Annotated in this window: 6 protein-coding genes; 4 read left to right on the top strand and 2 right to left on the bottom strand. The window is 67.4% G+C overall.

What is annotated here, in order from left to right; genetic code table 11:
* Window positions 1-45 precede the first annotated feature (45 nt).
* The gene (locus tag ON45_RS03650; protein WP_040492032.1) at window positions 46-1,029 is read left to right on the top strand and encodes a GDP-mannose 4,6-dehydratase; all 984 of its coding nucleotides are present in this window, start codon (window positions 46-48) and stop codon (window positions 1,027-1,029) included.
* Window positions 1,030-1,064: 35 nt separating this feature from the next.
* Here the strand turns inward: ON45_RS03650 and ON45_RS03655 are convergent, their stop codons facing one another.
* Window positions 1,065-2,495 carry a polysaccharide biosynthesis protein gene (locus ON45_RS03655; protein ID WP_148288513.1) on the bottom strand — a complete coding sequence of 477 codons (1,431 nt, stop codon included), beginning with the start codon at window positions 2,493-2,495 and terminating at the stop codon, window positions 1,065-1,067.
* Window positions 2,496-2,527: 32 nt separating this feature from the next.
* Window positions 2,528-2,731, bottom strand: a complete 204-nt coding sequence (locus ON45_RS03660; protein ID WP_040492036.1) for a hypothetical protein — start codon at window positions 2,729-2,731, stop codon at window positions 2,528-2,530.
* Window positions 2,732-2,845: 114 nt separating this feature from the next.
* On the opposite strand from ON45_RS03660, the gene ON45_RS03665 reads away from it, so the two are divergent.
* Genes ON45_RS03665 through ON45_RS03675 form a run of 3 tightly spaced genes read left to right on the top strand, consistent with a single transcriptional unit; the run spans window position 2,846 to window position 8,397 of the window.
* Window positions 2,846-6,334, top strand: a complete 3,489-nt coding sequence (locus ON45_RS03665) for a glycosyltransferase family 2 protein (protein WP_040492038.1) — start codon at window positions 2,846-2,848, stop codon at window positions 6,332-6,334.
* Window positions 6,331-7,887 (top strand): DUF5719 family protein, encoded by a 1,557-nt coding sequence (locus ON45_RS03670; protein WP_040492040.1) that lies wholly within the window; start codon window positions 6,331-6,333, stop codon window positions 7,885-7,887. The genes ON45_RS03665 and ON45_RS03670 overlap by 4 nt, the downstream gene beginning before the upstream one ends.
* 57 nt (window positions 7,888-7,944) lie before the next feature.
* A complete protein-coding gene (locus ON45_RS03675; RefSeq protein ID WP_040492042.1) occupies window positions 7,945-8,397 on the top strand; it encodes a thioredoxin domain-containing protein in 453 nt (150 codons plus the stop codon).
* Window positions 8,398-8,489: the final 92 nt, after the last annotated feature.

Raw genomic sequence — 8,489 nt, forward strand, 5'->3', positions numbered from 1 at the left:
AGCACCCTCACTTCCCGGGACAGCTGCCACCTAGACTCGGCCGCTATGCCACGAGCGTTCATCACCGGGATCACCGGACAAGACGGGTATCACCTCGCCGAATTCCTGCACGGCAAGGGATACGACGTGTACGGGATGGTGAAGGGCCAGAACAACCCCCGCGCAACGAAGCTGCAGGAGGAGCTCCCGTTCCTCGAACTGGTTCCCGGCGACCTGGCCGACCTGCCCTCGCTCGTCGCGGCGCTGCAGTTGGCGCAGCCCGACGAGGTGTACAACCTCGGTGCGATCAGTTTCGTGGCGTTGTCGTTCTCGCAGGCCGAACTCACCGCGAACATCACCGGCCTGGGTGTGTTGCGGATGCTCGAGGCGATCCGCATGGTCGGCGGTACCCAGGACAACCCGATCCGCTTCTATCAGGCGTCGTCGTCGGAGATGTTCGGCAAGGTGCGTCAGACCCCACAGACGGAGCTGACGCCGTTCCACCCGCGGTCGCCGTACGGGTGCGCGAAGGTGTTCGGGCACGACATCGTGGTCAACTACCGCGAGTCGTACGGGCTGCACGCTTCGTCGGGCATCCTGTTCAACCACGAGGGCCCGCGACGCGGCATCGAGTTCGTGACCCGCAAGGTCACCAACGCAGCGGCGCGGATCAAGCTCGGTCTGCAGCACGAACTGGTGATGGGCACGCTCGACGCCAAGCGGGACTGGGGCTACGCCGGTGACTACGTGAAGGGCATGTGGATGATGCTGCAGCAGGACGAGCCCGACGATTACGTGCTCGCGACCGGCGAAACGCACTCCGTGGAGGAGTTGGTGCAGTTGTCGTTCGCCTCGGTCGGGATCGACGATTGGCAGCGCTACGTCCGCCAGGACCCGAAGTTCTACCGACCCGCCGAGGTCGACCTGTTGATCGGTGACGCGTCGAAGGCGACGGAGAAGCTCGGCTGGAAGCCCGAAGTCGACTTCCCGACCTTGATCGACATGATGGTCCAGAACGACCTCGAGATCGAAGCCGCCAAAGCCCCCTGATCGTCACGTGACGGGGCTGACCCGTGACGCAACGCTCACTCGAGGGGGGCGGTCGCTTCGATGACGGAGCCCTGATCGGGGATCACGCCGGACGCGAGTCGCCGTTGCAGCGCGATCGCGAACGCGATGAGGGCGGCGATCGACGACGCGAGCAGGCCGATCTCGATACGCCGGAACAACTCGTCGCTCGACAGCCACGTGACGAGGACGAACGTGACGACACCGATGCCCCAACCGAGGGCGACGAGCGCGTGTCCCTTGAGCGCGATGACGGCCTGCCCGAGCGCAAGGGCAAGCATGTAGAAGCTGCTCGCGAGCGCGAGCATCGCCAGTGTCCGACCGCTGAGGTCGACCTCGTAGACGACGTCCGCGGCGAACGGGCCGAGGATGAACGCCCCGGCCGTGCCGACGACGCCCACGGCGACCACCAGGTAGGCGAGACGCAGGAGGCCGGCGCGGAATTCGACCAGTTCACCGCGTGCGGCCAGCCGACTCAATCCGGGGAGCAGGGCTGCTTGCACCGCTTGGAACAGGAACAGTGGAACGCGAGCGAGCAGCACGCCGAACGAGAACTTCGTGACGAAATCACCTTCGTTGTCGTTCGCGAGCAGCGTGGCCGTGATCGGTCCGGCATTGAGGAGGGCAGCGGCGAACACCGAGCCGAGCAGGAGCCAGCCGAGGTTCGGGGTGACTTCGTTCCATTCCGCCGGGGATCCTTCGTCGAGCGCGTCGTTCGGATCGTGAACGATGTCGGGTTCCCAGTGGTCGAGCGTGTCGTGGGTGGCGGACGGGGCTTCGACCGTTGCCGCGCGGTATCGGGGGAACGGTTTCAGGGCCCCTCGCCGCCACACGTACCAGACCGCGAAGAGCGGCGACACCGCGATCGCCAGGCCGTAGACGCCGGCCGCCTTGATGCCGACGATCGCCAACAGGATCGTGAGGACGATCCGGATCACGCCGTCGGACCCCATGATCAGGGCATAGTCCCGGAAACGACCGCTTCCCGAGCAGATCCCACGCGCCACGTGAGCGGGGGCGAATGCCGCGAACGCCGCCATGAGCGCAAGGACCATCAGCCAGTCGCCGTCGAAGTACGAACTGGCGATCAACGGACTCGCAATCAGGATGACGAGCACGATCACGGCGACCAGGACCGCGCTGAGTCTCGTGATCTTGCGGACCACCGGGGCCGAGCCGTCGCCGATCGCGCGCCGATGGGCGAGCGCCCGACCGAGTTCCTGCTCGAGGGGCAGGAAGAATCCGGGTGCCAGCGCGAACGTCGCGAACCACAGCGACACGATCGGTGTGAACTCGTCCTCGCCGCCGACCGCGATCGTCCCGATGCGGAAGAACGCGAAGGTCGCGATACCGGCGACGAGCAGTGCGATCCCGACGGGGATGGTGCCGTCGGGCACCGGCATCCGCGGGCGGGCGGTCGGGGCGTCGGAGGTCGGAGAAGGGGACACGGTGAAGTGAGTTGAGACGAGAGGTTCCGCGGTCAGCGGCGCTGTGCTCGTTCGATCTCGCGGCGCCGCACTTGCAGCCGCTGATACGTGAGGACGCCGAGTCCGACCGCAATGTGCAACGCGTCTCGAGCGACGTCGGTGGCGGTTGAGGCGACCGCGTCACCGGTCCCGCGGATGGTTCGATTGGCAGCCGCGACGTCGAAGTTGGTGAAGTCCACCGACGGGAGCACGGCCATCGTTTCAGGCTACCAACCGAGGTCGCTCGGATCGTGGGCACCGGCGACACGTCACGCCGGTCACGTCCGCAGTGACCCGAATGCACGAGGACGCACCGATAGCCTCGGCACGTCGTGGAACCGGAGACTCTCAGCGCACCGCCCGTCGTGGCCGTCGTCGTCGTGCACGAACCAGGGGACTGGTTCGAGGACACCCTCGACGCCTGCGCGGACCAGGACTATCCGAACCTGCGTTTCGTCTTCCTGGTCACCGAGTCGGCGCCCGGGTCGGGCGCCTCGCTCGACGAGATCACGGCGGCGATCGGGGCCCGTCTCCCCGATGCGTTCGTTCGCTCCCTCGGCTCCAACCCCGGCTTCGCACGGGCAGCGAACGACGTCACGCGCCTCGTCGACGGCGAGAACGGCTTCTTCCTGTTCTGCCACGACGACATCGCCCCCGACCGCGACGCGGTGCGGTTGATGGTCGAGGAGCTCTATCGCTCCAATGCCGGCGTCGTCGGCCCGAAGATCGTGGAATGGGACGATCCGGGCGTGCTGCGCAGCGTCGGGCTCGGACTCGACCGCTTCGGCGAGATCGACCAACAGATCGAGCCCGGCGAGGTCGATCAGGAACAACACGACGGGGTGCGCGACGTCTTCGTGCTTCCCACGTCGTGCATGTTGGTACGCGCCGACCTCTTCCGTGAGCTGGGCGGATTCGACGAAGCGCTCGACCTCTACGGCGAGGACGTCGAGTTCTGCTGGCGGGTCCACCACAGCGGTGCCCGGGTGGTCGTGGCGCCGAGTGCCCGGGTGCGCCATCGTGGTCTGCTCCCCGAGCGTCGCCCGGACCTTCACCACGTTTCTGTCGAAGCCCGGCACCGTCTCCGCGCCGTCGCAACGTTGACCGGCGCCTCCCGGCTCCCGTTGCGGCTCCTCGAATTGCTCGTGCTGACGGTGGCAGAGCTGGTCGTCGGATTGTTCACGGGACGGTTCCGCGAAGGTGTCGCGTCACTCACGGCCCTCATCGGCCTGGTCCCACGGATTCCATCGATTCTCGCGAGGCGTCGAGCGGTCGCCCCGCTGCGGCGGGTGCCCGAGCGCGAGGTGCTCGGACTCCAGCAGCGCGGAAGTTCGCGGATGAACTCGTATCTCCGTCGTCGGGAGACGTCGATGTACGTGGGCGCCGGAGCCAACGTCCGGCGTTGGAAGGAGAGTTCGACGGCACCGGTATTGGCGTGGATCGTCGTGCTGGCGCTGGTGATCTTCGGCAGCCGCAGTTTCCTGTCGGGAGGCGTTCCCGCCGTCGGCGAATTCCTGCAGTTCCCGGCGAGTCCGCGCGATCTCCTCGAACGTTTCGCGAGCGGATGGAATCCGACCGGAACCGGCGCCACCGCGTCGAACCCGACGGGGATGGCCGCGATCTCGCTGCTGTCGGTCACGACCTTGTTCCGGATGGGGCTGCTGCACACCCTGTTCATCGTCGGCCTGGTGATCATCGGTCTGATCGGTCTGTGGAAGCTGGCCACCGTGTTCCCGTCGACGCGTGCACGCATTGCCGCGCTCGTCGTGTATGCGGCGTCGCCGCTGGTCAGTGGCTCGTTCGCGACGGGGTCGCTGGGCGTGCTCGTCACGTTCGCGGCGGTGCCCTGGGTCCTGCACGCGATGCGCCGTTGCGTCGGTGTCGAGACCGCCGATCCACGCTCCGCAACGAGCGATCTCGCCGACGGTGTCGTGGATCTCAGCTGGGCCGAGCGCCTGCGTCGCGTGGTCCAACTCGGCATCGTCGTGGCGTTGGCTTCGGCGTTCGCTCCGGTGATGCTCGTGATCAGCGTCGGACTCGGACTCGTGATGGTGCTGGCGACCCTCGTCGCGATGGCACCGGTCCGCACCGCGCTCCTGTACCTCGCCAGTACAGCCGCCGGGGTGGCTGTGGCGACCGTGTTGAGCATCCCGTGGATCGGTTCCTGGAGTTGGGACGCGATGGTCGGGCCCCCTCCGATCGGTGACCCGGGTCGTGGCCTGCGCGCGCTTGCCTCGTTCGAGATCGGACCGACCGACTTCGTCGCGCTGACGCTCGCGCTCTATCTGCCCGTGGTCGCCGCGCTGCTGCTCGCTCGTGCGTGGCGTTTGACGTGGGCGGTCCGGGCCTCCGCGCTGGTGCTGACCTTCGGCGCACTCGCGGTGTTCGGCGACCGTGGCAGTCTGCCGTTCCCGGCACCGACGGCGGGGATCCTGCTCGTTCCGGTCGCGGTGGGGCTCGCTCTCTCGGCGGCAGCATCACTTGCCGCGTTCGACCTCGATGTGCGCGGTGGATCGTTCGGTTGGCGCCAGCCGCTCGGGATCGCCGCCAGCATCGCGGTCGCGATCGGTGTGGTCCCCGGTGCACTCGCCGTCACCGCCGGCGACTGGGATGCACCCACCACCCCGTTGTCGTCGTTGATCGAAGCACGACTTCCCGCCGTTCCCGAGAACGGTCCCGGCGACTATCACGTGCTGCTCGTCGGCGACGCCCGTCTTCTTCCGATCCCCGGCACGGAGTACCGGGACGGCATCTCGTTCGCGGTGATGAGCGACGACGATCTCGACGTGGCCGACGACTGGCCGCCGTCCAACTTCGACGAGTCCACGATCATCGCCGCGCTCGATCAGATCGCCGACGGCTCGACGCAGCGCGCCGGTCGGCTGCTCGCTCCACTCGGCATCCGATTCATCGTCGTGCCGGAGTTCGACAGTGTGAACTCGACGCCGGCCGATCCGATGGAACTCCCGATCGGGCTGGTCGGTTCGTTCGACGAACAACTCGACATCGTGTCGGTCACCGGGCTCCCCGCGGTCGAGTTCTTCGAGAACACCTCGTGGATCCCGACGTATTCGCTGCTCACGGGGCCGACCGCGGAGGCCAGCCGCACCGAGGGCGACGCGGCGCTCGTGCGCGCCGATCTGACCGATGCGCAGGCGATCTTCTCCGGAACCGACGCGCAACAATCCTCTCGCAACGAGGTGCTTCCCGGCGTGGTCCATCTCGGCTATCCGTATGACGAGAACTGGAAGCTGGAGATCGACGGCGAGCAGATCGAGTCACGGGTCGCCTTCGGTGTCACCACCGCATTCGACGTCGAACAGGCGGGAGTGGCGACGCTGTCGTATTCGACGCCGAGCTCCCGAACGCTCGCGATCGTGGTGCAGGCGTTGCTGTGGCTGATCGCCGGGTTCGTGGCGGCGCGAGTCACCGTTCCGACCGGCCGTCGTCGTTCGACGTTGGTCGACGACGAGACGCTGATCAGCCTGCACGACGACGTGGACGCCGAGGCCTATGTTGAACGTTCGGTTCGGGTGGAGCCGGCACCCGCCGGGATCGACCCTGGTCTCGACATGACCGGTGAGATCGCCCGAACCTCGGCGATGGTGGACGCGGACGAGTCCGAACCGTTCGGATTCGCCCTCCCGGAACCGGACGGCTCTGCCGACGCCGCCGGCCCGGATTCGAGGGCGGCCGGGAGTGATGAACCCGGCGATGTCATCGACGAACTCCCCTGGGTGGACGAACTCATGCATGACCAGGTCGATGACCCGATCAGTGTCCACGACGACGAATCGGACGAACGCGAGGACCGGTCGTGAGCCGTCGAGCCATTCCGGCGCTCCTGTTGGTGGTGCTCGGGTTCGTCGGGCTCGTCGCCGTGGGTCGTGACACTCCCGAGCCGACGCCGGCGTTCTTCGCGGTCAGCGGTTCGACCTGGATGCCGGCGGTCGGGCAGTCGGGCAACCTCACCGGCAGCTGGTTCTGTCCCGGACTTCCCACCGACGGCGAGGACGGGGCGGGCGGTCAAGTGGTCGTCTCGAACAGTGCCGAAGTCGAGATGCTCGGGCGCTACATGGTGCTCACCGACGCCGGTGTCGTCGCTGATGAGGCATTCAGCGTCGAGCCCTATTCCCAGACGCGGATCGACCCGACGTCTTTTTCCGACGCAGACTTCTCGGGGATCGTCGTCGAGATCGAGGGCGGTTCGGGCATGGTCGAGCAGGTCGCTCGGAACGCCCTGGGCGATTCGGTTGCCGCATGTTCGAACGACACGTCGGCGAGTTGGTATCTCGCCGACGGCTTCACGGTCGACGACAGCGTCGAGACGCTCATCCTGACGAACCCGTTCGACGAGCCGGTCGTGGCCGATCTGCGTTTCTCGACGGAGGAACGCCAGTCGGAACCCGACCGGTACCGCGGTTTCACGGTCCTCCCGCGTTCGGTGCGCACCATTCCCGTCGCCGAACTCGGAGCGCGTGACGAACCGGTGGTCTCGGTGGCCATCGAAGCGACCGCCGGCCGGCTCGTGGTGGGCCGTGCCCAGGAATACAGCGGGGGCGGGCGTTTCGGATACGACATCTCGCTCGGCGCGCCCGAATTGCGGGATCAATGGTGGTTCGCCGACGGCCAGGTCGGCGAGGGCATCGACGAGCAGTACGCGATCTACAACCCCACCGAGGACGAGGTCGAAGTCACGGTCTTCTTCGGTGGCTTGCCGCTCGAAGCGTCGACCGTCAACGAGCGCGATCCGATCGTCGTCCCACCGTTGAGGACGGTGATCTTCGATCCCTCCGACCTGTCCGACTCGGGCGGCAACACGTCCGCGGACACCGCCGACACGACCGAGTCGTCCGCACCGGAGGAGAGCGCGGAGGACGACGAGTTCGTCGACTTCGCCGGACCGGTGACCGAGTTGCCGGACGGTCGACACGCGACTGCCTTCTCCACGCTCGCGCAGCCGTCGATCGTCGTGGACCGGGTGATCACCCGTGAGGTCGGAGGCTCGATCGCCACGTCGGTGCTGATGGGTGCGCCGCCACGGCCGGACGGTTTCGTGTCCAACACGTGGCGGCTGGGAATCGGGCCGGAGTCGGCCACCGAGGACGCGCTCGTCGTCTACAACATCGATCAGGCCGAAGCCACCGTCGAGGTGTCGTCGGTCGGGCCGGACGGCCCGGTGGTGGTCCCATCGCTCAGCGAGGTGGCGCTCCCCAGCGGCGGCATCATCGCGATCGACCTCACGGATCCCGAGGTGCTCGGGCGCGAGTTGATCGTCTCGTCCACGAGCCGAGTCTTCGTCGAGCGATCACTGCCGCGAAACCACGACCTGCCGGGTCGTTCCAGTTCGTGGCCGCTCCCGGTCTCGGGCTGAGCAGTCCGGGCCGACGTCCCCGGGCGTTGGTCTGCTCACAGCGTTATCCTGCGCCCGGTGACCAGGGTTCTCATCGCCGTCGCCATCGTCGCGGTCGCCGCGGGGGTTGCCTGGTTCGTCCGGCAACGCCGCGTTCCCGACGCACCCACACAGCGCCGCTACAGCGCTCCCGAACAGCTCGATCGGGCTGACTTCGTTCGGCCCGATGCGCCGTGGCTCGTCGCGGTGTTCACGTCGGACTCGTGCGACAAGTGCGGGGAGGTGGCGGGCAAGGCGGCAGTGCTGGAGAGTGACGAGGTCGCCGTCACGAACGTCGAGTTCACCGCCGACCGGGAACTCCACGCCCGCTATCAGATCGACGCGGTGCCGACCCTCGTGATCGTCGATGCACGTGGCGTGACCCGCCGGAGTTTCCTGGGACCCATGTCCGCCACCGACCTCTGGGCCGCCGTGGCCGAAGCCCGCGACCCCGGCTCCACCCCCGACGCCTGCGCCGACCACACCGTGTAGCCGGCGTGTGCCGGCTCGAACGTGTTGCGATCGGTGCCCAGCCACCCGATCTCCGGTTTGCGTGACCGAAAGTGACGACGGACGCGGATTCG

This window comes from Ilumatobacter nonamiensis YM16-303 (assembly GCF_000350145.1).
GTDB lineage: Bacteria > Actinomycetota > Acidimicrobiia > Acidimicrobiales > Ilumatobacteraceae > Ilumatobacter_A > Ilumatobacter_A nonamiensis.